The organism is Simonsiella muelleri ATCC 29453, from assembly GCF_002951835.1.
In the GTDB taxonomy this organism is placed as follows: Bacteria; Pseudomonadota; Gammaproteobacteria; order Burkholderiales; family Neisseriaceae; genus Simonsiella; species Simonsiella muelleri.
Map to the genome: position 1 here is coordinate 1,314,384 of NZ_CP019448.1, position 25,211 is coordinate 1,339,594.

Annotated in this window: 23 protein-coding genes and 2 pseudogenes; 12 read left to right on the forward strand and 13 right to left on the reverse strand. The window is 41.5% G+C overall.

Annotation, left to right across the window (positions count from 1 at the left end; all coding sequences use genetic code 11):
* Positions 1–93 precede the first annotated feature (93 nt).
* Entirely contained in the window at positions 94–1,359 is a 1,266-nt protein-coding gene (locus tag BWP33_RS06420; protein WP_002642605.1) for an alpha-hydroxy acid oxidase, read from the forward strand.
* A gap of 330 nt (positions 1,360–1,689) precedes the next feature.
* On the opposite strand, the pseudogene BWP33_RS06425 reads toward BWP33_RS06420, so the two are convergent.
* A pseudogene (locus BWP33_RS06425) lies at positions 1,690–2,331 on the reverse strand (IS5 family transposase); the annotation flags it as partial.
* A gap of 64 nt (positions 2,332–2,395) precedes the next feature.
* On the opposite strand from BWP33_RS06425, the pseudogene BWP33_RS06430 reads away from it, so the two are divergent.
* Positions 2,396–3,411, forward strand: a pseudogene (locus tag BWP33_RS06430) (IS5 family transposase).
* A gap of 194 nt (positions 3,412–3,605) precedes the next feature.
* Here the strand turns inward: BWP33_RS06430 and lgt are convergent.
* Complete coding sequence (gene lgt / locus BWP33_RS06435; protein WP_002642601.1) at positions 3,606–4,460, reverse strand: prolipoprotein diacylglyceryl transferase; 855 nt, start codon at positions 4,458–4,460, stop codon at positions 3,606–3,608.
* Between the two features lie 74 nt (positions 4,461–4,534).
* Positions 4,535–5,770 (reverse strand): D-alanyl-D-alanine carboxypeptidase family protein, encoded by a 1,236-nt coding sequence (locus BWP33_RS06440; RefSeq protein ID WP_002642600.1) that lies wholly within the window; start codon positions 5,768–5,770, stop codon positions 4,535–4,537.
* Between the two features lie 274 nt (positions 5,771–6,044).
* Between BWP33_RS06440 and ilvA the strand changes: the two genes are divergently transcribed.
* From ilvA to BWP33_RS06465, 5 genes are all read left to right on the forward strand, one after another.
* On the forward strand, positions 6,045–7,589 hold the full coding sequence (ilvA, locus tag BWP33_RS06445) for a threonine ammonia-lyase, biosynthetic (RefSeq protein ID WP_002642599.1): 1,545 nt from the start codon (positions 6,045–6,047) through the stop codon (positions 7,587–7,589).
* Between the two features lie 231 nt (positions 7,590–7,820).
* Positions 7,821–8,702, forward strand: a complete 882-nt coding sequence (locus BWP33_RS06450) for an IS982 family transposase (protein ID WP_104930280.1) — start codon at positions 7,821–7,823, stop codon at positions 8,700–8,702.
* Between the two features lie 152 nt (positions 8,703–8,854).
* Entirely contained in the window at positions 8,855–9,292 is a 438-nt protein-coding gene (gene aroQ / locus BWP33_RS06455) for a type II 3-dehydroquinate dehydratase (protein ID WP_002642598.1), read from the forward strand.
* A 195-nt stretch (positions 9,293–9,487) separates the two neighbouring features.
* Positions 9,488–10,549 (forward strand): uroporphyrinogen decarboxylase, encoded by a 1,062-nt coding sequence (hemE, locus tag BWP33_RS06460; RefSeq protein WP_002642597.1) that lies wholly within the window; start codon positions 9,488–9,490, stop codon positions 10,547–10,549.
* An 80-nt stretch (positions 10,550–10,629) separates the two neighbouring features.
* Positions 10,630–10,929, forward strand: coding sequence for a hypothetical protein (locus BWP33_RS06465; RefSeq protein ID WP_002642596.1), 300 nt, complete (start codon positions 10,630–10,632; stop codon positions 10,927–10,929).
* A gap of 55 nt (positions 10,930–10,984) precedes the next feature.
* On the opposite strand, the gene BWP33_RS06470 is transcribed toward BWP33_RS06465, so the two are convergent.
* Positions 10,985–11,338, reverse strand: coding sequence for a hypothetical protein (locus BWP33_RS06470; protein ID WP_002642595.1), 354 nt, complete (start codon positions 11,336–11,338; stop codon positions 10,985–10,987).
* A gap of 163 nt (positions 11,339–11,501) precedes the next feature.
* Here BWP33_RS06470 and BWP33_RS06475 point away from each other — a divergent pair, with 163 nt between their 5' ends.
* Together BWP33_RS06475 and pyrC are read left to right on the forward strand one after the other, a co-directional pair.
* Positions 11,502–11,726 (forward strand): sulfurtransferase TusA family protein, encoded by a 225-nt coding sequence (locus BWP33_RS06475; protein WP_002642594.1) that lies wholly within the window; start codon positions 11,502–11,504, stop codon positions 11,724–11,726.
* Positions 11,727–11,795: 69 nt separating this feature from the next.
* The gene (gene pyrC / locus BWP33_RS06480; RefSeq protein WP_002642593.1) at positions 11,796–12,836 is read left to right on the forward strand and encodes a dihydroorotase; all 1,041 of its coding nucleotides are present in this window, start codon (positions 11,796–11,798) and stop codon (positions 12,834–12,836) included.
* A 166-nt stretch (positions 12,837–13,002) separates the two neighbouring features.
* Here the strand turns inward: pyrC and BWP33_RS06485 are convergent, their stop codons facing one another.
* The 9 genes from BWP33_RS06485 to BWP33_RS06520 all read right to left on the reverse strand — a co-directional run bounded on the left by BWP33_RS06485 (position 13,003) and on the right by BWP33_RS06520 (position 21,114).
* Positions 13,003–13,374, reverse strand: a complete 372-nt coding sequence (locus tag BWP33_RS06485) for a YbaN family protein (protein WP_040629281.1) — start codon at positions 13,372–13,374, stop codon at positions 13,003–13,005.
* 11 nt (positions 13,375–13,385) lie between these two features.
* Complete coding sequence (locus BWP33_RS06490) at positions 13,386–13,964, reverse strand: DUF1415 domain-containing protein (RefSeq protein WP_002642591.1); 579 nt, start codon at positions 13,962–13,964, stop codon at positions 13,386–13,388.
* Between the two features lie 73 nt (positions 13,965–14,037).
* Positions 14,038–14,202 carry a hypothetical protein gene (locus BWP33_RS12390; protein ID WP_002642590.1) on the reverse strand — a complete coding sequence of 55 codons (165 nt, stop codon included), beginning with the start codon at positions 14,200–14,202 and terminating at the stop codon, positions 14,038–14,040.
* A complete protein-coding gene (locus BWP33_RS06495) occupies positions 14,156–14,770 on the reverse strand; it encodes a lytic transglycosylase domain-containing protein (protein ID WP_002642589.1) in 615 nt (204 codons plus the stop codon). Before BWP33_RS06495 ends, BWP33_RS12390 begins: the two co-directional genes overlap by 47 nt.
* Positions 14,771–14,854: 84 nt before the next feature.
* Positions 14,855–15,514: a uracil-DNA glycosylase gene (gene ung / locus BWP33_RS06500; RefSeq protein ID WP_002642588.1), complete on the reverse strand. Its 660-nt coding sequence runs from the start codon at positions 15,512–15,514 to the stop codon at positions 14,855–14,857.
* Positions 15,515–15,779: 265 nt separating this feature from the next.
* On the reverse strand, positions 15,780–16,403 hold the full coding sequence (locus tag BWP33_RS06505) for a DUF421 domain-containing protein (RefSeq protein ID WP_002642587.1): 624 nt from the start codon (positions 16,401–16,403) through the stop codon (positions 15,780–15,782).
* A 4-nt stretch (positions 16,404–16,407) separates the two neighbouring features.
* Complete coding sequence (gene carA, locus BWP33_RS06510) at positions 16,408–17,535, reverse strand: glutamine-hydrolyzing carbamoyl-phosphate synthase small subunit (protein WP_002642586.1); 1,128 nt, start codon at positions 17,533–17,535, stop codon at positions 16,408–16,410.
* 255 nt (positions 17,536–17,790) lie between these two features.
* Positions 17,791–18,792, reverse strand: coding sequence for a siderophore ABC transporter substrate-binding protein (locus BWP33_RS06515; RefSeq protein ID WP_002642585.1), 1,002 nt, complete (start codon positions 18,790–18,792; stop codon positions 17,791–17,793).
* Between the two features lie 279 nt (positions 18,793–19,071).
* Positions 19,072–21,114, reverse strand: coding sequence for a TonB-dependent receptor (locus BWP33_RS06520; RefSeq protein WP_002642584.1), 2,043 nt, complete (start codon positions 21,112–21,114; stop codon positions 19,072–19,074).
* Positions 21,115–21,593: 479 nt separating this feature from the next.
* Between BWP33_RS06520 and BWP33_RS06525 the strand changes: the two genes are divergently transcribed.
* The 3 genes from BWP33_RS06525 to BWP33_RS06535 all read left to right on the forward strand — a co-directional run bounded on the left by BWP33_RS06525 (position 21,594) and on the right by BWP33_RS06535 (position 25,211).
* A complete protein-coding gene (locus tag BWP33_RS06525) occupies positions 21,594–23,564 on the forward strand; it encodes a hypothetical protein (protein ID WP_002642583.1) in 1,971 nt (656 codons plus the stop codon).
* A 77-nt stretch (positions 23,565–23,641) separates the two neighbouring features.
* Complete coding sequence (locus tag BWP33_RS06530; RefSeq protein ID WP_002642582.1) at positions 23,642–24,601, forward strand: asparaginase; 960 nt, start codon at positions 23,642–23,644, stop codon at positions 24,599–24,601.
* A 112-nt stretch (positions 24,602–24,713) separates the two neighbouring features.
* Positions 24,714–25,211, forward strand: a complete 498-nt coding sequence (locus BWP33_RS06535; protein WP_398408261.1) for an LPS-assembly lipoprotein LptE — start codon at positions 24,714–24,716, stop codon at positions 25,209–25,211.

The window sequence follows — 25,211 nt, forward strand, 5'->3', positions numbered from 1 at the left end:
CGCATTTTTGATTTGAAAGTGGCATAAAATAAACAAGTATAGGATAATAGCGAGTTATTGATTAATTCCCAAATTTCTACAAGAAAGTTTGCCATGAGACAAGATTTGAACCAAATGACCTGTATTGAAGACTTGCGCCAAGTAGCCAAACGCAAAGTCCCCAAAATGTTTTTTGATTATGTGGAATCAGGCTCGTGGACAGAAACCACTTTACGCGATAACAGAAACGATTTTACCCCCATCAAATTGCGCCAAAAGGTTTTGGTGAACATGGAAAACCGCAGCCTGAAAAGCAAACTATTAGGCGAAGAATACACCATGCCGCTTGCGATTGCGCCCACTGGCTTAACGGGCATGGTTTGTGCTGATGGCGAAATTTTGGTGGCGCGTGCTGCTGAAAAATTCGGTGTGCCTTACACGCTGTCCACTATGTCTATTGCTTCTATTGAAGACGTTGCCAACAACACCAGTTCACCATTTTGGTTTCAATTGTATGTGATGCGCGACCGTGAATTTATGGCGGATTTAATTCAACGTGCAAAAAAAGCCAATTGTTCAGCGTTGGTTTTGACGGCGGATTTGCAAATTTTAGGACAACGCCATCGCGACATTAAAAACGGTTTAACTGCCCCCATCAAACCGACATTACCCAATTTGTTGAATTTGGCAATTAAACCTGAATGGTGTATGAAAATGCTTAACACCGACCGCCGTACCTTTGGCAACATTATGGGGCATGCTAAATACGTTACCGATGCGTCATCGTTAATGAAATGGACGGCGCAGCAATTTGACCAGACTTTAAGCTGGGAAGATGTGGCGCGTATTAAAGATTTATGGGGCGGAAAGCTGATTTTGAAAGGCATTTTAGACCCCGAAGATGCACAAAAAGCGGCACAATATGGTGTTGACGCGGTTGTGGTTTCCAATCATGGTGGTCGTCAATTAGATGGTGCATTATCGTCTATTCAAGCTTTGCCAGATATTGTTAGCGCAGTGGGAAATAAAGTACAAGTATGGCTGGACAGTGGCATTCGCAGTGGTCAAGATATGCTCAAAGCGTGGGCATTGGGTGCGCGTGGCATGATGACGGGACGAGCATTTTTGTACGGTTTGGGTGCATATGGCGAAGACGGCGTTCGTCGTGCGCTGGAGATTTTGTACAATGAAATGGATTTGTCTATGGCATTTACGGGGCATCGCAATCTGCAAGATGTGGGGCGTGAAATTTTGATTGCTGATCGTTTCCCATTGTCGCAACAAGAGAAAAAAGAAAGCATTAATCAACAACGTCGCCGCATTTACGAAGAATTGTATGGATGGCCGCGCGCGTCTTTGCGTTTTGGTACAATGTGGTAAATCCTATTTTTGACGTACACGATTCAGGCAGCCTGAAACCTTTGCAAAACCTCATTTTTTTGATAATTATAAAAAATAAATTCCTAAAGTTTCAATTGGTTATTTTTTTAAATTTGTAAATTTAGGGGTTTTGCAAAGGTCTCAGATTCTAAATAAATACAAGTAAAAAAACAAAGTGCAAAAACAAGAAAAACCAAATAAAAACAAAAGAAACAGTTATATTGTTCTTGCTCCGATGCAGGGTTATAACCATAACCAAATATCCTAAAAAAAATCAAATAGTTAAATTTAAAACATCTCAAATCGTGCAAGGGGCTAATGACATTTTAGCTATAATTTCAACCAAATCAAAGCACAAGCTAATGACACGGTACTTTCATAATTACGTTTTAATTTATCGTACCGTGTTGCCAGCGCACGAAAATGCTTTAATCGTGCAAAAGCGTTTTCTACCAAGTGCCTGATTTTATATAAATACCAATCTGTGTCCACATTAAGATGTTCTCTATTTTTCTTATATGGAATATTGGCTTTATTTTGTTTAGACTGAATTAACCGACGAAAAGTATCACTGTCAAAACCCCTATCAGCACACACGGTTTCATTATCACTTAAATCCAATTGTGCCAATAAATCAGGCGCAACAACAATATCATTTACATTACCAGCTGTAATGATAAATTCAATTGGATTACCACAAGCATCAACCGCTAAATGAATTTTAGACGTATGACCACCGATACTCTTACCAACAGCTTGATGCGTAATGGATTGTTTACCCATACCGTGTTGATGAACGCGGATATGGCTACCGTCCATAAAGACCCATTCCATATCGGGTGTATCTACCAAATGTTTGAAATGTTTGAATAATCGGGTAAAAATACCGCGTTTAGACCAGCGATTGAAACTTTGGTAAAGGCTGTTTGCTTTACCAAAATAACTAGGTATATCAGCCCATTGGCAGCCTGAAACCTTTGCAAAACCCCAAAAAATCCGCTAAATTTCTGTTACTAAGAATTTAGAGGATTTTTCCATGTCCAGCTTTTTCTATCACACCGCCCAAACCCTACTGAACCAATACACAGACCGTTTTCCATTACTTAAAATCACCCAACTTCTGGATTGGCAAGCCATTGAACAAACGCTCGCCAACCATAAAGTACACTATGTACGCAACAACGGCGGTCGTCCTGCTTATCCGTTACTACCGATGTTCCGCGCCATTTTGCTCGGACAATGGCATAGAGTTTGTCCGACCCAGAATTGGAACGCAGTTTGGTTACGCGTTTAGATTTCATCATTTTTTGCCAATTTCCAGATGAAATGAATCTACCCGACCACAGCACACTCAACCGCTTTCGTAATTGGTTGATTAAAGAAGGTTTGGCAGATGAACTTTATCAACAAATCAACCAACAACTGGCCCACAATCAACTCAAAGTAGAAAAAGCGCAAACGGCGATTGTGGACGCGACCATTATTCAAACTGCAGGTGGAAAACTTAAAAAATCCATTGAAATCAATGAGAACGAAGAAGTGATCCAAACCCCCGCCAGTAAAGACAAAGACGCAAGATGGACAATCAAAAGCAAGCATTGGTATTTGGGCTACAAACTTCATGCACGTACCGATGAAGAGGGGTTTATTGAGCAAATTCACGTTACGCCAGCGAATGCATCTGATGTGAACAATTTAGAAACCGTGTTGGACAAGGTTGAACAGGGTGTCAAAGTGTACGCGGATAAAGGTTACGACAGTCAATCCAATCGCGAATTTTTGGAGAAAAATCAATTAGTAGACGGTATTATGCGTAAAGCACATCGCAAGAAACCTTTGATGCGTGAAGATATTGAGCGCAATAAGGAGTTGGCGAAAATCCGTTATCGTGTAGAACAGAGTTTTGCCATTTTGCATCGTATATTTAGATGTAAGCGTGCGAGTTATTTTGGGCTAGAAAAGGTCAAAGGGCAAATGGGTTTGAAAGTGATTTGTTTGAATTTGCTCAAAGCGGCAAACAAGTTAAGGCTTGTTGCGCCGATTGCTGCCTGAAAGGGCATAAGGCAGCCTGAAAATGGGCTGTTATAGTGAGATTGGTGTGATTATTTTGCTTGATTTTGTTGTGTTTGTGTTGAAATAGTGAAAACCTCAAAACAAATGAATTGTTTTGGGGTTTTGCAAAGGTTTCAGCCTGAAAACGATTATTTTGTTTTCAGGCTGCCCGTTTATTGGCAAATTCGTTATTTTCAGATGACGCGATTGCGTTTGCCACAATACACAAAACTCATCACGCCCAACACCAGCATCGGCAGGCTCAACCATTGCCCCATGGACATACCCAATGTCAGCAATCCCAAATGTTCGTCAGGCTGGCGCGCAAATTCTGCCACAAAACGGAACAACCCATATCCCGCTAAAAATAACGATGCCACTTGCCCAGTCGGACGCGGTTTCTTGGAAAAAATCCACACAATCGCAAATAAACACAAACCTTCCAACGCAAATTGATACAATTGAGATGGATGTCTTGGTAACATACCATATTGCGTAAACCATTGTGCGTATTGTGGATTAATTTGCACCAAGTATTGGTCAGCATGTGAGGCTTGCGGAAAACCCATTGCCCAAAAATGGCTCGGGTCGGTGATGCGTCCCCACAATTCGCCATTAATAAAATTGCCAATTCGTCCCGATGCCAAACCCGTTGCCACCAACGGCGCGATAAAATCCAGCGTTTTCACAAAACCCAAACGGTGCTTTTTGCTAAATAAAAATGCCGCCAATACCGCCCCCAAAAAACCACCGTGAAACGACATTCCACCTTCCCAAATTTTAAAGGCAGACAATGGGTTGGCTGCATATTCGGCGAATTTGTAAAACAGCACATAACCTATTCGCCCACCCAAAATCACGCCAACCACGCCCCAAGTCAGCAAATCATCTAATAATTCATTGGTAAACAATGTATTACCTTGTTTAATACGTCTGCGTCCCAACCAAATAAACAACGCAAAACCCACAATATAGCTCAATGCGTACCAACGAATCGCCAATGGTCCCAAATGCACTGCAACAGGGTCAAAATTTGGGTGAATCATCATAATTGAAAAACCTTCTTATTTGTTAAATAGTGAAGTTTTCAGGCTGCCTAAAAATCTAGGCAGCCTGAAAAGAATTAACTGGCAAAAATTTGGTTAAACCAAAGTGTTACACCGTCCCACATTTTACCGAGAAAACCCGCTTCCGCCACCTCTTGCAGCGCGTACACTTTTTTCTCTGCCAACACATGATTTTGATACATGAATTTAATTGTCCCCATTTCTGTGCCTTTTTTAATCGGCGCAAGAACAGGTTGGCGCGTTTCTAAAAGTGGCGTGATGTCTTTGTTGTGTTCATGTGGCAATGTCATGAATGTGTCGTTCAAGAAACCAATTGGCACATCAGGACTTGCTCCTTTAAACACTTTGATTCGCGCAACTGATTGTCCTGCTTGATACATTTTGGGCGTATCAAAATTTTGTAATGCGAAATTTAATAATTTACTGCTTTCGGTGGCGCGTGCTTCTTGGCTGGCTGTGCCTACGACAATCGACACCACACGGCGACCATTGCGTTTACTGGAGGCGATGAGATTGTAACCTGCACTGCTGGTATGCCCTGTTTTCATGCCATCTACGCTTGGGTCACGGAAGAGCAATAAATTGCGATTGGGTTGTTTGATGCCGTTGTAGGTAAATTCTTTCAATGAATAAATTTTATAATAATCAGGAAAATCGTGAATAATCGCGTCAGATAATGTCATCAAATCCTGTACAGTGGTCAAATGTTTGGGGCTGGGCAAACCTGTGGTATTTTCAAAATGCGTTTGGTTCATGCCTAAGCGTTTGGCTTCCGCATTCATCAAATCCACAAATTTGGCTTCGCTGCCCGATAAACCTTCCGCCAACGTAATCGCTGCATCATTGCCCGAATGCACAATCAAACCTTTGATTAAATCCGCTACGCTAACGGGCTTTTTCATTTCCAAAAACATACGCGAACCTTCTACTTTCCACGCTTTTTCGGACACTTTTAGCATTTGTTCGGGTTTGAGCTTGCCCTCGTTAAGATTTTTAAACACGATGTAGGCAGTCATTACCTTAGTCAAAGATGCAGGCTCAATGGATTTGTCAATATCTTTTGATGCAAGAATTTGATTACTTTGTAAATCTTTAACCAAATAAGCGGTTGCAGCAATGGTTGGCGCATCAATCACACCAATGGGCGCAGACGCACTGGCAACAGGCATACTCGCTGCGACGGATATGCTAGATGCAGCTTTAGGCGGATTATTTTGGGGGATAGATTGGGTGGGCGCGGCGTGAGCAGTTAACACGCTTGCCAACAATATGGTGGTTAGATGAATTTTCATTATGTAAAAATTTCAATTTATTCAAAAAATCATTTTCAGGCAGCCTGAAAACAGAAAAATGCTGCAATTATAACGAACTTCCATCATAAAGGCGAAATTTACAACTAATGTGTTGCGCGAATGTTTCAGGATAACGTATTCAGTACTCTGTCCTTTATTTTTCAGGCTGCCTGAAAAATGCTGGTGTCAATTTATTCGCTAAGCACTCCGTCCCTTGCCATAAACGCCTGTTACGCCTAAACTGTTTGTTTTTGACAACCATGCTGATTTGATTATGTCTATTAATCTCTACCCTGAATATCACGATTATTTGACGCGTATTTTGACTGCTTCGGTTTACGATGTCGCGGTGGAAACGCCATTGGATTTTGCTGCCAATTTGTCGCGCCGTCTGCAAAACAAAATTTATTTAAAACGCGAAGATTTGCAACCTGTGTTTTCATTTAAATTACGCGGTGCGTACAACAAAATGGCTAGGCTGCCTGAAGATTTATTGAAAAAAGGTGTGATTACTGCCAGCGCAGGCAATCACGCACAAGGCGTGGCTTTGTCTGCACAAAAATTAGGTTGTCAAGCCACCATTGTTATGCCCGAAACCACACCCAAAATCAAAATTGATGCCGTTAAAGCACGGGGAGGAAATGTGGTGTTAGCGGGCGTTTCGTATAACGACGCTTATGATTATGCAATGAAATTGGTGGCAGAAAGTGGATTAACCTATATTCCTCCATTTGATGACCCCGATGTGATTGCAGGACAAGGCACAATTGGCATGGAAATTGTGCGCCAACACGCTAAGCCAATTCATGCGGTGTTTGTGGCAATTGGTGGGGGCGGATTAGCAGCTGGCGTGGCGGCATTTATTAAACAGGTTCGTCCCGATATTAAGGTGATTGGCGTGCAAACCAATGACAGCTGTGCAATGAAAATTTCTATTGCTGCCAATGAGCGCATTGCTTTGAAAGACGTGGGTTTATTTTCAGATGGGACAGCCGTGAAATTGGTCGGCGAAGAAACTTTCCGTATGTGTCGTGATTTATTGGACGAAATCATCACCGTAGACACAGATGCGATTTGCAGCGCACTCAAAGACATTTTTGATGACACACGCAGCATTTGCGAACCTGCTGGCGCATTGGCATTGGCTGGTTTGAAAGCGTATGTGGCACGCAATCACCTCGTTGATGAAACATTGATTGCGGTGAATTCTGGTGCAAACATGAATTTCCACCGCTTGCGTCATGTGTCCGAACGCAGCGAATTGAGCGAAAGCAATGAAGCCATTTTTGCGGTGTCCATTCCTGAACGCGCAGGCAGTTTTCGCGAATTTGTAAATGTGGTGGGTTCGCGCAGCATCACCGAATTTAATTACCGTTATGGCGATGATGACGTGGCGCATATTTTTGTGGGACTTCAAACGGCTGGTGTAAATGACCGTGAAAAAATTCGCACTGATTTTCAGGCAGCATTGTTACCGAATATTGATTTGAGTAACGATGAAATGGCAAAAGTGCATTTGCGCTATATGGTCGGCGGACGCACACACAAAGTCCAAAATGAACGCTTAATTAGTTTTGAATTCCCAGAACGCCCAAAAGCATTGGCACAATTTCTGAACGCTATGCAGACCGATTGGAACATCACGTTATTTCATTATCGCAATCATGGGGCGGATTATGGGCGAATTTTGGTGGGAATTGATGTACCAAATGAAGATGCTGATTCATTTAATCAATTTCTGGACGAACTCGGCTACACCTACGAAGAACAAACCGATAATGCTGCATATCAATTATTTTTAGCACGTCCAAACCCATAAATCAGCACTATTTCTTTTCAGGCAGCCTGAAAAATGCGAAGACGCTCCACTGAATTGATGTGATGGTGTATTAGGGGGGGGGGGAGTGGTCATTCATTATTTCAATATAAAAATTACCAATCTCCACGCCATTCTCAACTCTATCTAAATTAAGATATGGCAATTGAATAAAAAGGGGCATAACCCCACTCTTAAAGATACCCGTCAAGATAATCCGAAAGAGAGACAGTTATGCCCCAAGACGAATTTATCATTAAAACGTATCTAATGGTAGATGCTTTATACAATCAGCTCGTTCAAAAACCATTAAGACAAGGTGGCTTTGCACCCAAACTTTCAGATTGTGAACTGATTTGTATGGAAATTGTTGGCGAATTTCTCGGTATGGATACCGATAAAAAAATTTGGCAATATTTCAAACAACATTGGCAAAATTGGTTTCCCAATTTAGGCTCTTACCCTAATTTTGCCAAACAATGTGCCAATTTGTATTGGGTTAAACAACAAATGCATCAAAAAATCACTGCAAATTGGTGTGAGCAAACAGAGTATTATGCAGATGCCTTTCCTATTGCAGTCTGTAAATTTGCCCGAGCTAAACGCCATCAAAATTTTCGTGCATATGCGACGTTCGGTTATTGCGCTTCCAAAAAAGAGACCTATTATGGTTTTAAAGGTCATCTTTTGATTACTCGCTCAGGTATGATTAAAGCCTTTACTTTTACAGCTGCCAATGTTGATGAACGGCAGGTATTACCTGAACTTTTAGAAGGCAAAACAGGGTTTGTTGGTGCGGACAAAGGGTATTTAAGTTCTGAATTAAAAGATGAAATGAAACAAAGCCATATTAATTTACAAACACCTTATCGTAGCAATATGAAAGATGACAGAAGTCCTCAATTTCTCAAATGGCTAAAAAATAGTCGCCGTATGATTGAAACAGTTATTGGTCAATTAACAGAGAGATTTAACATGGAAATAGTTCGTACAAAAAATCTGTTTCACCAATCTAACCGTTTTATTCGGAAAATTTTATCGCATAATTTTTGCTGTTTACTGAATCAACAAATTCAACACCCAATTACTCAATTTGCTGGGTTAATTGGGTGTTGAGAATGGCGTAATCTCCCCTTAATATCACCTTAAATTATCATGACATAGGATTCAATTTATCTAAAAACCTATGTTCAATTCATGCGCTTACTGCGTTGGCTTTTTTGGTTTACAATGCGCGTACTTTACACTTTTTAACGGAGAAGTCCATCATGAAACAAATTTTGGTCATCAATGGCGTAAATTTAAACCTGCTCGGCACACGTGAACCCCACATTTACGGCGCACAAACGTTGGCAGATGTGAGCATACATTTGGACAAAATTGGCGCAGAATTGGGCATTAAAGTTGCGCATTTTCAAAGCAATTACGAAGGTGCAATCGTAGATTGCATTCAGGCAGCACGCGGTAACACCGACTGGATTATCATCAACGCTGGCGCATTTACCCACACCAGTGTGGCGATTCGAGATGCGTTGACTGGAGTGGCGATTCCGTTTGTGGAGGTGCATATTTCCAATGTTCATGCACGCGAAACATTCCGTCATCATTCGTATTTGTCGGACAAGGCGGCGGGCGTGATTGTTGGACTGGGGACATATGGTTATGAAGCGGCGTTGCGGTTTTGTGCGCGTGAATTAGCGAAATAAAAATTTCTATTAAGTGGATAAAGTGTGTAATTAGAAAAAATTACCAGTCAAATTATTGATTTTGTATATTAAAATAATTTAAATGCCAAAGTGATTCCCATTTTATTTGATTAATTTAAATGAATTTGTTTCATTGGACGCGTAGTCCTTTATAATCTGCCTTGTTTTTATTTTTTATTTTTATGGTAAATCATCATGACACCATTGCAAAACGATACTTTTCTCCGCGCTCTATTGCGTCAACCCGTTGAATATACGCCTATTTGGATGATGCGCCAAGCAGGTCGCTATTTACCTGAATACCGTGCTACTCGCGCTCAAGCTGGCGGTTTTATGGATTTGTGCAAAAACACTGATTTTGCTACTGAAGTAACCATTCAACCACTGGAACGCTTTGATTTAGATGCGGCAATTTTATTTTCTGATATTTTAACCGTACCCGATGCAATGGGTTTGGGTTTGTATTTTGAAACAGGCGAAGGCCCAAAATTTACTCGCCCTGTTCAAACTGAAGCCGATGTAAATGCGTTGCGCGTACCCGATATGTCAAAATTGCACTATGTATTTGATGCAGTTAGTTCTATTCGTAAAGCGTTGAATGGTCGTGTGCCATTAATTGGCTTTTCAGGCAGCCCTTTCACGTTGGCGTGTTACATGGTGGAAGGCGGTGGCAGCAAAGAATTTCGTTTGATTAAAACCATGATGTACAGCCGCCCCGATTTGCTACACAAAATTTTGTCGATTAATGCGCAAGCCGTAACAGATTATTTAAACACACAAATTCAACATGGTGCACAAGCAGTACAAATTTTTGACACTTGGGGTGGCGTGTTGAGTCATGCGGCGTTTCAGGAGTTTAGTTTGCGCTATATTCAACAAATTATCAATGGGTTAACTCGTGAATATGATGGAAGACGTGTACCTGTGATTGTGTTTACCAAGGGAGGCGGTCAATGGTTGGAGCAAATGGCAGAATGTGGCGCGGACGCATTGGGTTTGGATTGGACAACCAGCATTGCGCAAGCTCGTCAGCGCGTTGGCGACAAAGTGGCATTGCAAGGCAATTTTGATCCGTTTGCATTATTCGGCACACCTGAGCGCATTCGTGCGGAAGCCGCGCAAATTTTGGCAGATTATGGCGCAGGCACAGGACACGTTTTTAATTTAGGACACGGTATCAATCAGCACGCTAATCCCGAACACGCCAAGATTTTAATTGACACAGTTCACGAATTATCGCGCCAATATCATCAATAATTTTTCAGGCAGCCTGAAAGAATAACGCGTTCAGCGAATAATATTTCGGGCTGCCTGAATATTGTTTTATTAGGGATTTCATGATGACTTCATTGGATTGGGCGTTGTTGTGCTTATTAAGTGGTATTGTATTGATAACATTTGCGATTATTTTTCAAATGTATATCATGCTTACCGAAACCTATTCGCTGGATAAATACACCAATCACTCAAAAATGTTGTGGGTAGCTGTGGCTTTATTTTTTAGTTTCAGTTTGGCGGTGTATTGGGTTTGCCCAAATGCGCGAAAAAAAGGCAAAATTTTCTTGTTATCAGGTGGAGGCGGTGTGATATTGTATGGGTTGGGTATGTATTTGAAATATCAATTTTTACACAAATAAAAAAGATGTTCACTTCAAAATGAACATCTTTTTGGGTTGCTTGAATTCATTGCAATTAACGCATCGAGTATACCGCATCTTCAAGCATTTTAATGGTATACGGCAACATCGTATAACGCGACACAACCGCATGAACTGCCACATTGTCAAATTGTGGCACAATATAAGTTATGTGATAATAGCTATTTGATGTGATTAGTGTTTGTTCAATCATATCAAGTAGTTCCAATTCACAGATGAGATTCTGATGGTGTTTTACGGTCGTTGATAAAATGTCCACCACGGCTGTCAAATCGATTTCGCGAGTAATTTTACCTAAAATTTCTTTTGTGGAGAAATTGAAAATAATGGCGCCTTCTAACTCTTGAATTTGTGAAAGAATATCTATCGCTTTGGGAAATCTGCTCATAATCTGTAAAACTTTCTAAAAACGCTTGTAGATAAAATAAAATCGCAGTAAACACGTAGTCAATATTAAACCAAATTTGCAAGGGTATTGTCAAAATATTCTTGATTTTCATCAAAATGAATGATTGATATACATCAATAATATGTATGCAAAGGACTGATTTATGAATAAAATCACACTTGATTTACAAGGTTTAAAATGTCCCCTCCCCATTTTGCGCACCAAAAAAGCATTAGCAAACATGGCAAGTGGCGACATCATTACCGTATTGGCAACCGATGCAGGCGCGCCCGAAGACTTTGCCGCATTTTGCAAACACACAGGACATGAATTATTGGAAAATAATACCGAAGATGGTATTTTCACTTTAATAATCAAGCATAAATAATTTTTTAATTTGTTTCGCCGGACGCGCATTTCTTTCAGGCAGCCTGAAAATATTTTTAAGGATTTAATTATGCAAACTTTAACCATTATTCAACCTGATGATTTTCATCTGCATGTCCGTGATGGAGATGCCCTGCAATCGGTTGTGCCGTACACCGCCAAACAAATGGGGCGAGCATTGATTATGCCCAATTTGAAACCCCCAATTACCACAGTGGCGCAAGCATTAGCATATAAACGACAAATTCAGGCTGCCATACCTGCTGGTTGTGCATTTGAACCGCTGATGTGCTTGTATTTAACTGATAAAACCACGCCCGAAATGGTACGTGAAGCCAAAGCGGCTGGTATTGTTGCGTTCAAATTGTATCCTGCTGGTGCGACAACCAATTCGGATAGTGGTGTAACGAATTTATTTAACTTATTGCCAGTATTGGAAGAAATGGCAAAACAAGGCATTTTATTTTTGACGCATGGCGAAGTAACCGATGCTGATGTGGATATTTTTGACCGTGAAGCAGTGTTTATTGACAAAATCATGAAACCAATTTTAAATCAACTTCCTAATTTAAAAGTGGTTTTTGAGCACATTACCACTGCTGAAGCTGCTAAGCTTGTATGTGAATCGGGTGATAATGTCGCCGCTACTGTAACACCACAGCATTTAATGTATAACCGCAATCATCTGCTGGTTGGAGGTGTTCGTCCGCATTTTTATTGCTTACCGATTATTAAGCGTGAATCGCATCGCCAAGCTTTAATCCGTGCGGTAATGGGTGAAAAATCACATAAATTTTTCTTAGGTACGGATTCTGCGCCACATCCTAAACACGCCAAAGAAAATGCTTGTGGTTGTGCGGGAATGTTCAGTGCGATGACAGCGATTGAATTGTATGCGCAAATTTTTGAACAAGCTGGCGCGTTGGATAAATTGGAAGCATTTGCTAGCCAGAATGGAGCGCGTTTCTATGGATTGCCTGAAAATACGCGTAAAATGACGTTGATTAAGCAAGCGCAAAAAATTCCCGAAAGCGTGCAATTTGGTGAGAGTGAAGTCGTGCCAATGTGTGCTGGCGAAGAAATTAATTGGTCTATTCAGTCGGTTGCATAATGTGTGTTATAGTCGTTTAAACTTAAAAATCTGCGGTATTGGAAGTACACAGCGGTTGCCTTGTTCTCTTTTTATTTTAAACGACTATAATTATTTGATTTAATTGAATATTGATTTTTCAGGCAGCCTGAAAATTTATTTTACGAATTCATTTCGTTAAAGGAATTCACGCATCGGGTTGGCGCGACATCCAAATCGCTACCATCAAACAAATACCACTTGTCAAAAACGCTACCCACAAATAATCGGGGTGTTTGTGGTTGATGTGCAGTGTTACGCCGATGCAGGAAACAGTCATCATTGTCCATGCTAAATATTTGGCACGACGTGGAATCGCACCACGTTCTCGCCAATCACGCACCATTGGTCCAAATGTCTGATGATTCAATAGCCACGCATGAAAACGTGGTGATGCACGTCCCCAACACATCGCCGTTAAAAGCACAAATGGTACGGTCGGTAGCAGCGGCAAAAACGCCCCAATAATGCCCAGTAGCAACGACAATCCACCTGCCACAAACAACACGCCACGAATCATTTTTTCTGAAATCATGGTTTTTCCTTGTGTAAAGGGCAGCCTGAAACATTTGGAATCGCCATTTTGTCCCAACCGTCTTGTCCCATTTCTTGCAATACAGACATATTGCGTTCAAAAATAACAGCCGCATCGGGAAAGGCTTGGGTGGCTTTGGCAATACTGTCTTCACGGATTAAATGCAAAGTAGGGTAGGGTGAGCGGTTGGTGTAATTGGTGATGTCGTCTGCTTCGGTGTCGGCAAATTGGAATTTTGGGTGAAATGGGGCGATTTGAATGATGCCCTCGGCTTGATTGTCCACTAATGCGGCTTCGGCGATGTCCAGCATATCGTTAAAGATAAAAAAATCATCAAATAATTCAGCATGTACCAATAAAGTGGTTTCTAACTCATTGGCGGGTGTGTGCAATAACATTTGGATTTCGTTGTCTAAATCTTCCAAAAAACCGTCTAAATGTTTGGCATGGCTGATGGCGATGCGAATTTGATCTTTGACGCGTGGTGCTTTAGCAAAAGGGCAGAGATTCAGTCCAATGACGGCTTTATCCAACCAAATTTCCATATTATTCATAATTAATTTATCATCAATCATTTTGTTGTATCCGTTCTTGTGTGGTAACGCGTAAACGCGATATGCTTTCGTGTCAATTTTTGTTTTTTAATCATCATGATGGCACAAATTTGACCAATTCATCAGCGTGGTTTTCATCTTTAACCATGAATACTGCGCCCAACAAACCCATACCGTGAACTTCTTTAAAAACTTGAAATTCATTGTCAATGTTATCCGCCCCATTGCCAGTGATTTTTCCATGCGCCAATGACTGCATTGGGATATTTGTCGCTGCCTAAGCTACCGTTGTAACGCGCTAACGCATTGCGAATATTACTATTTTCTAAATTTTTATATTGGCGTAAGATTGTGCAACCATAGCGTAAATTTGTTCGCACATCAAATAAATTGTGTTCGGGTTTGCCAATGTATTTTTGCCAAAATGGCATCACTTGCATCAAGCCTTTCGCGCCCACGCCACTGACCGCGTATTGATGAAAACCACTTTCTACTTCAATCAAACCTAAAATCAATTGTACGTCCAAATCGGCGCGAGTCGCTTCGTATTGAATGTAAGTGAGTAGGCGACGGCGTTCCAATTCGCTGCCTTTGATAAATTGCGACAAACGCACCGACATCTCATTGAGCCAGCGTTGTCCGTCAGATGAATGCGCGAACACCAATTGTGGTGGGCTTGCATGGGCGATGGAACTGCGCATCACGCTGGCGATATCGTCTGCTAATGTTTCTTCGCGTTGTGCGCCTGCCAAAGCGATTTTGGGGAAAGCGAGTGCTGCACCTGTTGTTAAAAGTAATTGACGGCGTGTGAGTATTGAGTGTGTCATGATGATTGTTTTATTGTTTAAAAATAAAATTGTAGCGATTTTCAGGCTGCCTGAAAAGTCAGATAAAATATTTGGGCGTAATTTTTAAATTTGCCAGTCAATCGGTTGGTAATTAAATTGTTTTAAATAATCATTGGCTTGTGAAAAATGCTTGCAGCCGAAAAAGCCACGATACGCCGACAAAGGCGATGGGTGTGGTGCAGTCAAAACCAAATGTTTGGTACGGTCAATCATTGCTCCTTTTTTCTGTGCGTGGCTGCCCCACAGCATAAACACCACATTTTGCCGATGTGCGTTGATTTGGCTAATCACGCGGTCGGTAAATGTTTCCCAACCAAATTGTGCGTGAGAATGCGCCTGATGGGCGCGAACCGTTAGCACAGTGTTGAGTAACAATACGCCTTGTTGCGCCCAATGATTGAGGCAGCCGTGTTTTGGGGTATGAAAACCAGCAATATCATCAGCTAATTCTTTATAAATATTGACTAAAGATGGGGGAATTTGTACGCCTTCGCGCACCGAAAACGCCAATCCATGTGCTTGCCCAACATTGTGATATGGGTCTTGCCCCAAAATTACCACGCGCACATCCGCAAATTCCGTCAATTTAAACGCGTTGAATACATCGGCGGCGGGGGGAAATATGGTCAATCCTGCATCACGTTCGGCTTGTACTCGTGCCAAAATGTTTTGAAAATACGGTTGTGATTTTTCAGCACCTAGGGCTTGTCGCCAAGTTTTCATATTTATAACTTCCTGATTATGTTGTAGTCTTTCTTGAAAAGATAGTGAATTAAGAACCTGTATTCACAGCCAAGCGCGATGTCTTTTTGCTCCATTTGGTACGCCTGCTGCGTTGAATTTCACGCCAATAGGAAGGCTATTAGCATAAAATTTGTCTTACATTTACGCCAACTGGGACAAAAATCTATTTCACGTTGGCTATGAATACAGGTTCTAAAATCGTTATACCATTGTGCAGCTCCTTTTCTTTCTGTATGTTATATAACTATTTGGTTACAATAATTTGACCATCATTATATTCAGCAAGGAATATTTTGCTAACATCTTCAATTCCTTGTGATTTTAATTCATCAAGTAACCAATTTTCATCTTTATCAATCATTTCCAATGTTGTTTGTTGAATCACACCATCGGTAATTAAAGGATATTTAGGATTTTTTTCACCAAGCAATGTAACAATAATTTGTCCATCTTGTTCTAAGATAGCTTGTTTTACATCTTTGATTGTATAAATTCCTTGCATACGTAATTTAAAAGATAAATCATGTGCTGATAAGTCCACTTGCTTCATGGCTTTGACATCAATTTGTCCTTTTGAAACCAGTAAAACTGGCTTACCATCCACCCATCGTTTGACTAAATTATTATGCTTTTTCAACCATCGCAGTGATAATACCAACATAAACCAAATGACTAAAATCAGCATAAATTCAGGAATAGTAATATCAGGATTGTAAATAACACCGCCCACAATCCCCCCCAACACATAATTTTGTACTTGGTCGCTTGCAGATGCAGGGGCAAGATTCCCCTTTCCTGTTAAATTAATTACCAAGATTAATGCCAAAAAACCCAACAATAATTTGAGCGCAACATCAAAATAAAACATTAACTTATCCTTTTGCTGCTTTAATATTGGTAACAAATTTATCAAATAGATAGCTTAAATCGTGTGGGCCTGGACTGGCTTCGGGGTGCCCTTGAAAACTGAATGCGGATTGATTCGTTAATTCAATGCCTTGTACTGTGCCATCAAATAGCGAACGATGCGTAACGCGTACATTGTCTGCTAATGTGTTTTCATCAATTTGGAAACCATGGTTTTGGCTGGTAATCATCACTTTGCCATTATTCAAATCTTGTACGGGGTGATTTGCACCGTGATGCCCAAATGGCATTTTGCTGGTTTTCGCGCCAGTTGCCAAACCCAATAATTGATGTCCCAAGCAAATACCAAATACAGGTTTTTTCGTTGCCAAAATTTCTTGAATGGCAGCAATCGCGTAATCACACGGTTGCGGATCACCCGGTCCATTGGACAAAAACACGCCATCAGGATTGCTCGCCAACACTTCGGCAGCAGGCGTTTGCGCAGGGAACACCGTCAAACGACAACCGCGTTGCGACAACATACGCAAAATATTGGTTTTCACGCCAAAATCGTACACTGCCACGTGATATGGCGTTTCAGGCTGCCTGAAACCTTCGCCCAAAGCCCATTCGCCTTCGTGCCATTCGTAGGATTGGGCGCAGGTAACTTCTTTAGCCAAATCTTTGCCATTCATGCTGCCAAATTCGGCAATCAGTTGGTTGGCGTGTTCTAAATTGGCGTATTCGCCCGTTAAAATTGCGCCAGCTTGTGCGCCTTTGTCGCGCAGAATTCGGGTTAAACGGCGCGTGTCAATATCGGCGATGGCGACAGTTTTGTGGCGAATCAAATAATCTTGCAAACTTTCTTTGGAACGGAAGTTGCTGTGTAATAAGGGTAAATCACGAATAATTAACCCTGCAGCAAATACTTGACGGCTTTCCACGTCTTCGGAGTTGGTGCCTGTGTTGCCAATGTGTGGGTAAGTGAGCGTAACGATTTGTTTGCAGTATGATGGGTCAGTTAAGATTTCTTGGTAGCCCGTCATGGCGGTGTTGAACACCACTTCGCCAGACGTATTGCCTTGATAACCGACAGAGATACCGTGAAAAACGCTGCCATCGGCAAGCACCAGTAAAGCTGGAATAGACATGGAAAAACTCCTAAATGAATGGAATGAAATATTCAGGCAGCCTGAAAAAATTTGACTCAAAAAAAACACACGCCACTTCAGAATGTGTCATGTGCTTTCTCGTTTAAATAAAATAGACGGACAAAATTCACGTCCGTGAAAGCAGCGTATTTTAAGCGAAAACGCTGTTTGGATTCAAGCCAATTCATTTATAAAATAATCTTTCAGGCAGCCTGAAAATAAACACAAGCTGCCTGAAAGTAATTGATGTTAAAATTATTTGGCTGATTTAAATGCTTGGGTAACTTGTTTCAAAGCGGTTTGCAATTGCGTTGCGCCACCTGCTGCCAAATAAGTGCCACTATCCAAATACACCACTTGACCTTTTTTCCATGCAGTTGTCTCGGCAACAAGCGGATTATTCAACACATCTTTGGCGGCTTGACCTTCTTCGCCAATCGCTGCCCCTCGATCCAACACAAACAACCAATCAGGATTTTTCTCTTTCAAGTATTCAAACGATACGGGCATACCATGCGAACCTTCTTTCATATTCGCGTCCACAGGCGCAATGCCAACTGCTTGATGAATCCAGCCACCCAAACGCGATGTCGGGCTTTGTGCGGATAATTTACCCGCGTTTACAATTAACACCAAACCTGTGCCTTTGTCTTTGGCAGCAGCTTGCGCGGCGGCTAAATCGGCATCAATTGCAACTTTTAATTTATCGGCTTCGGTTTGTTTGCCAAAAATTTGCGCGAATGCATCGATACGTTCTTTCGCGCTGCCAATTAAATCTTTGGTGTCTGCGGTCATTTCAATCGTTGGTGCGATTTCGTTTAACTGATGAATCGCTTTATTAGCGCGACTGCCTGTAACAATCAATTGCGGTTTAAACGCGTTCAAGGCTTCATAATTGGGTTCAAATAATGTGCCAACGTGTTGTGCTTTTTCTATTGCAGGTTGCAGATACGCCAATGTGGCTTTGTCCACTGTCGCACCCACATTCACGCCCAAAGCAGTCAGCGTGTCTAACATCCCCAAATCATAAACTGCCACTCGTTCAGGATTTTTCGGTACAGGAAAATCACCACGAGTGGTTTTCACGGTAATCACTTCGCCTTGAATATCTTTGTGTGGCGTTAAGGGTTTGTCATCTGCTTTGGTTTGCGGTGCAGATGCCGCTTGCGATGCTGCTGGTGCGGCATTTTGCGCGTTTTGTTGTCCGCAAGCGGTTAATGCGGCCAAAGTAAATAATGCAACAAGTGTTTTTTTCATGTGATGACCTTTATATCTAAAAATAATTAGGTTTCAGGCTGCCCGACCATATAATCCTTTCAATGTATTAGGACAATATTTTTCTTTTCAGGCTGCCTGAAAACACCAAAAGCACTTAGAACCTATATTTACAGCCAAGCGTGATGTCTTTTTGCCCCATTTAGCACGCCTGCTGCGTTGAATTTTATGTCAATAGGAACGCTATTGACACAAAATTCGCCTTACATTCGCACCAACTGGGACAAAAATCCATTTCATGTTGGCTATGAATACAGGTTCTTAGAACGTGTAATTCACGCCCACGCGATATTGACGACCTTCGCCAGGGAATGGTCCACGTTGTGAATGCGGATAATACAATTTATTGGTTACATTATCCACCGCCAAATTCACATTTAATTTATCGTTATTCAAAGGTTTCCAGTTGGCAGAAATATCGGTTACGCCATAACTTGCTTTACCATTTGGAGCTTGTTTAACGATACTGTTTATCAAGAAATAATTATCCGCTACTTTCACTTTTTCTACTTGGCGATGTTGGATACCGATTTCTAAATTTGGGTTGGCAAATTGGTACGACAAAGCTGCCGTCCAAGTACGACCAATAACAGTGGCATACTCAGGCTTAGTACTTAATTTTTCGCCATAGAAACGGGGTTTGGCGTGTGCTACACCCAATCGCGCCGTCAAACCATTCCAACGATAGTAAGAATTTAATTCATAACCTTTATTTTTAATTTTTCCAGCATTGATAATCATGGCGCACTTACCTGTTGTGTTCAGGCAGTCATGAACGTTACGACCAGCGGTTGTACCCAATGCATCTTTAATGTTTTGCCAGAAATAAGTACCGTCTAAACCAAATCCATTTTTTTGGAAACTGAAACCAATTTCGGTGTTACGAGCGCGTTCTGCTTTTGTATTACTGTCAATTGTTGTGATGCCACCTGCACCGTGCGATAGAAGAGCATCATGTAAGCGTGGACTACGTGTAGCATAATTGTGTTGGGCACGGAAACTCAATTCAGGTGTGGCTTGGAAAATTGCGCTTATGCTTGGGCTGATTGCGCTATCATGGCGTTTTTTGCCGTCCATTGCTTTGAAATTAAAATAGTCGTAGCGCAAACCGCCTGTTAACGTCAATTTATCGGTAACATCAGCAATTGCTTCCGCGTAAATACCCGCATCTTGTTTTTCTTGGTTAATCAAGTTTGTGTTAAAGAATTTATTGGGCTTGATTTCTTGATTACGATAATTCACACCGTATTTTAATAAAACTTTGTCATGAACTTGTGAATCAAAATTCACGTTAGCACCAATGGTTTGAACTTTTGTTGTGGTAGATCCCGTGTTGAGTTTACCACCCGCATAACCGTTGCCCGAATCATCACCTGACCAGCGTCCATAAATCATACGATACACGTTTGCTGTACCTGATTTTGCAAAACCTAAATCTTTGCCAGTCCATTCCAAATTCGTATTGGTAACGTACATTTTACGTTCGGATGGGAATTGGCGCTCTTCAGTTAAAGCGGGACTAAACATAAATTCTTCGCGTACCAAACGTCTGCCTTTTTGTTGTTCGTGCAAATGGCTTAATGTGATGCGATTATTGCCTAAATTGGCACCAATTTTTGCTAAATAGCTGATTTTATCCAATTCGCTATAACTGACTCTATCGTTTTTGCGATATGAATTGTAATAACCTTTACCGCCTTTGTATTCATTGTCATTGACACGATTGCCAGCTAACAAAAAGTCAAACGCACCCGATTGACCAAATAACGCCAAACCGTAATTGTGTCCGTCATTGCTGTTGTAGCCCAAATTGATTTTGGCACCAAAATTGGGGTTACTGCTGTTTTTCAATAAATCGGCAGCGTCAATGGTTTTTGCGACGATTGCGCCATTGGTTTGCCCGATGCCCGCGCTGGCTGAACCTGCGCCTTTTTGTACCGCCACAATTTTCACCAAAGCAGGGTCAAGCATATGACGACTTTGGTGGTAGTGAATTTGGCTGTCGCTGTATGCATTATCCAATTTTACGTCAATGGAATTTTGTCCCATGCCGCGAATATACATAAACGAAGATTGACCCGCGCCACCACCAAAACTGATAGATGGTTCATTTTTCAATACTTCTTTTAATTCAGTATCTGTTGTTTCGTCCATTTGTTTCAGTGTAATGCGATTAGTGGGCGACACCGCACGCGCTTTGACTTCCACAGTGGGTAAATGTTGAGTAGCAACGGTTTCCGCACCAGCCAAGCCAGTGAGAAATATCGCCGCCAACGCCGTTAATTTGAAAATCGGAGAACGCATAAAATTATCCTCTAGGTACAATAACCAAAAAAAACAAATAAAAATAAATCTCTTTTTTTGTATTTTACTTGTATTAACATTTTACGTCTATAGTATTAAGAATAGTTATCGTTTGTTTAATTATATAATTATTTGAATTTTATTGATTATATTTTGAAATATTTTTCAGGCAGCCTTTTGGGGGATAAATTTTGTGGAATATGAATGTTGAGAACGCGCAATGTTTTCATTTTGCGGTAGAATTCGTGTACTGTGTTTTTCAGGCAGCCTTTCGTACACGACAAAATAAAAACATCATCATTCCCGCATAGGCGGGAATCTATTTATAAAATAGTTGTGTTGTTTAAACTTGGATTCCCGCCTACGCGAAAATGATGGCACACCCACTGTTTCAGGCAGCATTTCAAAAAAAATGTTATGTACTGAAAAGGCTGCCTGAACAATTAAAATCGCTGCAAATTGAACCATAAGGATTTCCCATGCAAACATCCATCGCCAACCAAATGCAAAAACTTTTAGATTGTCTACACCAAAATAGGCAACCTGAAGGCGGTTTGGCGTTCCCAGCCGTGTGGCAACCACTGAAATTAGATTACACCCCCGACAGCATTCAGCGCATCAATCGCCTGCTCAAACAAATTCGCACCAACTCCGAATACACCAGCCGCAGCATCAAACAAAAACCATCTGGTAAAAATTTTATTGATACATTAGCGGCTTACTTGGCACAGTATCTCGCCCATCGCAGCGGCGTGGCAACCGAATGGCATGAAGATGGCAGCATCAGCACTGGCACAACCACTTATCCCATCGTGCAAACCATTTGCCAAGCCATGGACAGACCCGATTGCGACATCAATTTAGATAAACCCTTGTGGCAAATTTTGTGTTTCAACATAGAAGCCCACAAACATACTTTACGCGATTTGATTTTAGGTAACTTTTTAAATAAACAATCGCTACCCGAAGGTTTAGCCAGTTCATCTGCTTTAACCAGCATCGCTTTTGATTTTAGCGAGACCAGTTTGCAGCAAATCGATAAATTGGTTCAGTTACTTAGTAAACATAATCACTTATACCCTGACACCATACGCGCTTGGGCGACTCAATCACCATCTTATCGTAACTTATTCTTATTACTTGGGTTTTATATTGGCGAAACGGTGGCGCAACAATTGGGACAAACCATTATGTGGAACAATGCCCATCGCCTTGCGGAAGTAACCAAACAGCCTGTTTCGCCTGATTTTTTTGATAGCATTGTGGCAGACTTTGGTAATGGTATTGTTACGCCTGTATTAAATATTGTGGAACAAATGTTCACCAATCCAAATGTCAGCAGCATGGGTTGGCTGGATTACTTGCGCCACGAAGAAACCCATTCTGCCGAACAGACCCCAGATAATACCGACATGAATCAAATCGCTCGTCGTGCCGTGGACGGTTTTATCCGCCAACAATCGCCCGATGGTAGCCCCATGCCGCAGGTGGCGTATGACAATGAGTTACGTGAAATAGGTTTAGATTATCATATTGAAAGTATTCAAAAATTAGATAAATTATTGCATATTATTCGTACCGCGCAGCCTGAATTTACCCGTTTTGCTGCCGCCGCACCCACACAAAATTTTTTGCATTTATGCGCATTTTATTTGGCACGAACTGCCGCCCACTTGTCCAATAATTCATTGAAATTTTTAAATTACCAGGAAACCAAAACACTACAACCCAATTTACCCAATGAGTTTTTTCATCGTTATTCGGCTTTAATTGGCGGAAAATTGTTTTTCCCTTTGCAACAAATTACCGCACAAATTTGGCAATATCCTGAACCGCAAAATAGTTACAACTTGATTACAGAAATCATACGTGATTATCGGGGTGGATTGGTGCAACAGCCACCATTGACAAATTTTGTGGCGGAACCGATGCCGCTGGAATGGAAACTCGCATTGAAAGCTGCTGGATTTGGCGCGGCTTGGGCATTGTGGGAAAAACGCCAAAAAACAGAACTCATCACCCCCACGCTCGTACAACCCAACGGAACAGGTATCAATTTATTGAAATTAAACACCAATAGCATTACCGAAGCCATGCAAAGTGGACACGATATGCTGAAAAAAAATCCCGAACGTTTGCCTCATCAAGCCTTTTTGTATGAAAGTTTTGCCAATTTACCACAAGGGCGTTTTGATGCGATTGCGGTGGAAATGTGTGTGTATCAGGGTAATAAGCCTTTGTATATTTTTGGATTGCTGCCGTTTATGTATGCAGGCGATGAAGTTAAATTTGTGAATGGCAACCTCGCCATTAACAGCGATTCGCTCAATAATCCCAAACTGGCACACAGCATCATTCAATTGCTGTATCAAGGCATGGACGATTTTTTCACACCACAAAAAAATACACCACGTTTGTGGTGGCGCAAAAGTTGGCGCGATGTGTTGTGATGTTTTCAGGCAGCCTGAAAAATAACCCACAAAAATTTAAATATTATTTTCTCAATTCTTAATAAGGATATGAAATCATGAAAAATATTTTCGTACTCTACACAGGCGGTACCATTGGCATGGTGGAAAGTCCCGATGGTCTACAACCCGATACCGCCATTGTAGATACCGCACTTGCACCGTTTTCAGGCAGCCTGAATTTTACTTGGCACGTTTGCCAACCATTGATTGACAGCTCGGCTGTATCGCCACAACACTGGGCAGAATGGTTGGATATTTTGCAACAGCATTTACCCAAATACGATGGTGTGTTGGTGTTGCATGGCACAGATACACTGGCTTATACCGCGAATTTGCTTGCCTTGGCGTTGGATACACTGGGCAAACCCGTGATTTTGACAGGCTCACAAAAACCATTCGGTACACCAAATAGTGATGCTAATTTAAATATTCAGACAGCCGTTAATGCGTTGCAACGTGATGATATTCATGAAGTTTTATTAGCATTTAATGGCAATTTGTTCCCCGCTGTTGGCACGACCAAATGCAGCACCGTACAAGATGCAGGTTTTGCCAATCATCATTTTGGCACATGGACACCCGATAAAGCTGCTGTTCCATTTAATCATTTGCAACGCCGTTTTGACCCCGACCAACGCGTTGGCACGCTGTTTCTCACGCCTGGAATTGGTGTAAAAGCGGCGGCGCATATGTTACGGACTTTTCCGATGAATGCCGCGATTCTCATGACTTATGGCAATGGCAATGCACCTGCAGACATTGATTTACTGGACGCAATTCACCAATTAACCAGCAAAAATCGTTTGGTGATGAATATCAGCCAAGTGCCTGAAGGCGAAGCCGCACCCATCTACGCACAAGGCAGCCGTTTACGCGCGTCAGGGGCAGTAAATTCAGGTAAATGCAATGTGGAAACCGCTACCGCATTGTTGTTGATTGCATCGGGCAATGATTGGGCGCGGACGGATATCTGTGATGAATTGAAACGTTTGCGTTTATTATCTGAATCAGATTGATAATTTTATTTTTTAAATCAAAAAACTGCCTGAAATTTCATTTTTTCAGGCAGCATTCTCATTTATAATGATTCCATAACAAATCAATAAAAATGAAATGATGATTTTGATGATAAAAAAATTAGCTCCGTTATGTGCATTGTTGATGTTGTCGGCGTGTGGTTTTCACCTGAAGGGTATGGGGACTCATACGCAATTGCCTGTACAAAATTGGCAAATTTCAGGTGGTGCATTACAAGAATCGCTGGAAAATGCCATGCGACACGTTCTAGGTAAACGTTTAATCTTTTCAGGCAGCCCTGAAGCCGAAATTCGTGTATTGAGTGTAGATACCAAAAAAGATATTTACGTCATTACTCGCGCTGCCCGAATCAACGAATATTTATTTTCCATGCGTGTCCATGCCCAAGCCTATCGCGATGGCAAAGCGTGGGGTGAACCCATGCAAATTGACATCAAACGCACTTTGCCCTATTCCGACCGCGAAGTATTGGGTAAAGCTGAAGAAGAATCTACTATTTGGCACGAAATGCAAACCGATGCCAGCGAACAAATTGTCCGCCGTTTGGCATTTTTACCCACTTACCCCAGCACAACAGCAGAGCCTTAA

What these genes read in the sequence shown, in the direction of transcription:
- BWP33_RS06420 (WP_002642605.1), top strand. Translation starts at nt 94, where the DNA reads ATGAGACAAGATTTGAACCAAATGACCTGTATTGAAGACTTGCGCCAA.
- lgt (WP_002642601.1), bottom strand. Translation starts at nt 4,460, where the DNA reads ATGATGATTCACCCAAATTTTGACCCTGTTGCAGTGCATTTGGGACCA.
- BWP33_RS06440 (WP_002642600.1), bottom strand. Translation starts at nt 5,770, where the DNA reads ATGAAAATTCATCTAACCACCATATTGTTGGCAAGCGTGTTAACTGCT.
- ilvA (WP_002642599.1), top strand. Translation starts at nt 6,045, where the DNA reads ATGTCTATTAATCTCTACCCTGAATATCACGATTATTTGACGCGTATT.
- BWP33_RS06450 (WP_104930280.1), top strand. Translation starts at nt 7,821, where the DNA reads ATGCCCCAAGACGAATTTATCATTAAAACGTATCTAATGGTAGATGCT.
- aroQ (WP_002642598.1), top strand. Translation starts at nt 8,855, where the DNA reads ATGAAACAAATTTTGGTCATCAATGGCGTAAATTTAAACCTGCTCGGC.
- hemE (WP_002642597.1), top strand. Translation starts at nt 9,488, where the DNA reads ATGACACCATTGCAAAACGATACTTTTCTCCGCGCTCTATTGCGTCAA.
- BWP33_RS06465 (WP_002642596.1), top strand. Translation starts at nt 10,630, where the DNA reads ATGATGACTTCATTGGATTGGGCGTTGTTGTGCTTATTAAGTGGTATT.
- BWP33_RS06470 (WP_002642595.1), bottom strand. Translation starts at nt 11,338, where the DNA reads ATGAGCAGATTTCCCAAAGCGATAGATATTCTTTCACAAATTCAAGAG.
- BWP33_RS06475 (WP_002642594.1), top strand. Translation starts at nt 11,502, where the DNA reads ATGAATAAAATCACACTTGATTTACAAGGTTTAAAATGTCCCCTCCCC.
- pyrC (WP_002642593.1), top strand. Translation starts at nt 11,796, where the DNA reads ATGCAAACTTTAACCATTATTCAACCTGATGATTTTCATCTGCATGTC.
- BWP33_RS06485 (WP_040629281.1), bottom strand. Translation starts at nt 13,374, where the DNA reads ATGATTCGTGGCGTGTTGTTTGTGGCAGGTGGATTGTCGTTGCTACTG.
- BWP33_RS06490 (WP_002642591.1), bottom strand. Translation starts at nt 13,964, where the DNA reads ATGATTGATGATAAATTAATTATGAATAATATGGAAATTTGGTTGGAT.
- BWP33_RS12390 (WP_002642590.1), bottom strand. Translation starts at nt 14,202, where the DNA reads ATGCAGTCATTGGCGCATGGAAAAATCACTGGCAATGGGGCGGATAAC.
- BWP33_RS06495 (WP_002642589.1), bottom strand. Translation starts at nt 14,770, where the DNA reads ATGACACACTCAATACTCACACGCCGTCAATTACTTTTAACAACAGGT.
- ung (WP_002642588.1), bottom strand. Translation starts at nt 15,514, where the DNA reads ATGAAAACTTGGCGACAAGCCCTAGGTGCTGAAAAATCACAACCGTAT.
- BWP33_RS06505 (WP_002642587.1), bottom strand. Translation starts at nt 16,403, where the DNA reads ATGTTTTATTTTGATGTTGCGCTCAAATTATTGTTGGGTTTTTTGGCA.
- carA (WP_002642586.1), bottom strand. Translation starts at nt 17,535, where the DNA reads ATGTCTATTCCAGCTTTACTGGTGCTTGCCGATGGCAGCGTTTTTCAC.
- BWP33_RS06515 (WP_002642585.1), bottom strand. Translation starts at nt 18,792, where the DNA reads ATGAAAAAAACACTTGTTGCATTATTTACTTTGGCCGCATTAACCGCT.
- BWP33_RS06520 (WP_002642584.1), bottom strand. Translation starts at nt 21,114, where the DNA reads ATGCGTTCTCCGATTTTCAAATTAACGGCGTTGGCGGCGATATTTCTC.
- BWP33_RS06525 (WP_002642583.1), top strand. Translation starts at nt 21,594, where the DNA reads ATGCAAACATCCATCGCCAACCAAATGCAAAAACTTTTAGATTGTCTA.
- BWP33_RS06530 (WP_002642582.1), top strand. Translation starts at nt 23,642, where the DNA reads ATGAAAAATATTTTCGTACTCTACACAGGCGGTACCATTGGCATGGTG.